Source organism: Kitasatospora sp. NPDC007106, from assembly GCF_040634455.1.
GTDB classification, from domain to species: Bacteria; Actinomycetota; Actinomycetes; order Streptomycetales; family Streptomycetaceae; genus Kitasatospora; species Kitasatospora arboriphila.
On sequence record NZ_JBEYFP010001305.1, the window covers coordinates 1 to 1272 of the forward strand.

1 protein-coding gene is annotated in these 1272 nt (G+C 74.2%); it reads left to right on the forward strand.

Going from position 1 to position 1272, the window contains the following annotated elements; genetic code table 11:
• A partial coding sequence (locus ABZ641_RS38045; RefSeq protein ID WP_359989207.1) for a DUF3048 domain-containing protein occupies window positions 1-1018 on the forward strand: 1018 nt, incomplete at its 5' end.
• Between the last annotated feature and the right edge of the window lie 254 nt (window positions 1019-1272).

Below are 1272 nucleotides of genomic sequence, written 5' to 3' on the forward strand. Positions count from 1 at the left end.
GCGACGCGTCCGCGCCCGGATCGGGCTGCCGCTCGCGGCGGCCGGGGCCGGCATCGGGCTCGCGTCCCTCCAGGGCTGTGCCGGCAGCGCCCCGGAACCGAGGGCACCGGCCGCGTCCACCGCCCCGGCACCGAGCGTGCCCGCGCCGTCCGACGCCCCGGAGTCCGGACTGCCAGGAGTACCAGGAGTGCCCGGTCTCCCGAACCCGCTCGACAACGTCGGCACGGCGGGCAACACCCTCGCCGTGAAGATCGACAACGTCGGTGCCCGGGTCCAGTCGATCCAGCAGGGACTCGCCCGCGCCGACATCGTGTACTGGATCCAGGTCGAGGGCGGCCTCTCCCGGTTCCTCGCCGTGTACGACGCGAACCACCTGCCCGCCCTGATCGGCCCGGTGCGCTCCGCCCGGCAGACCGACATCCCGCTCCTGCAGCAGTACGGGCGCCTGGACTTCGCCTACAGCGGCGCCATCAGCGGCCTCCTTCCGCTCCTGGAGCGGGCCGACGTGCAGAACGTCACCCCGCCGAACGACCCCGGCGCGTTCACCCACGACGCCGTGGACCCCACCTTCCTCGACCCGCACCAGGTCCTCGCCCGGTTCCCGTCCGTTCCCGCCCGCTCCCCCGGTTTCGTGTTCGGCACCGCACCGGACGGCGGCAGAACGCTCGACGCCATGACCTGGCACCTGCCCTCCGCGTCCATCGGCGTGCGCTTCGACGGCAGCACGTACGGCGTCGCGGTGGACGGCCACCCGGCCTGGTCCGGGACGGCGACCGTCGTCGTCCAGCACGTCAGCACGGTGCCCGGTCTCTTCACCGACTTCAACGCCGGCCATCCCGACAACGAGGTGTTCACCCGGACCACCGGCGCGGGCCGGGCGGAGGTGCTGCGCGACGGCCGGGTGTGGGACGTCAGCTGGAGCCGTCCGGACCCCGCCGCGGGCACGTCGTTCACCCTGCCCGGCGGCAGCGCGATGACGTTCGCCACCGGTCCCGTCCTGGTGCTGCTGGTGCCCTGAGCGGCCTGCAACGGCCGGCCGGACCGTGCCGCGCCGCGCCACGGTCGGCGGCGGCAGTTTTTCCGTGAACATTCGCGCGATTTCCGTTATCCCCGGCCCGGATGAGGGTCTCCTGTCCGGAAGGGCAGTCGACCGGTCGACGGAGGAGAGCAGATGACGGAGTACCCGAGCGGGGAGCCGGTGGACCGGTACGGGCCCGGCCCGTCCACGCGCCGGGCGGGCGGCGGGTCGCACCGGCGGGCGGTGCCCGGCAG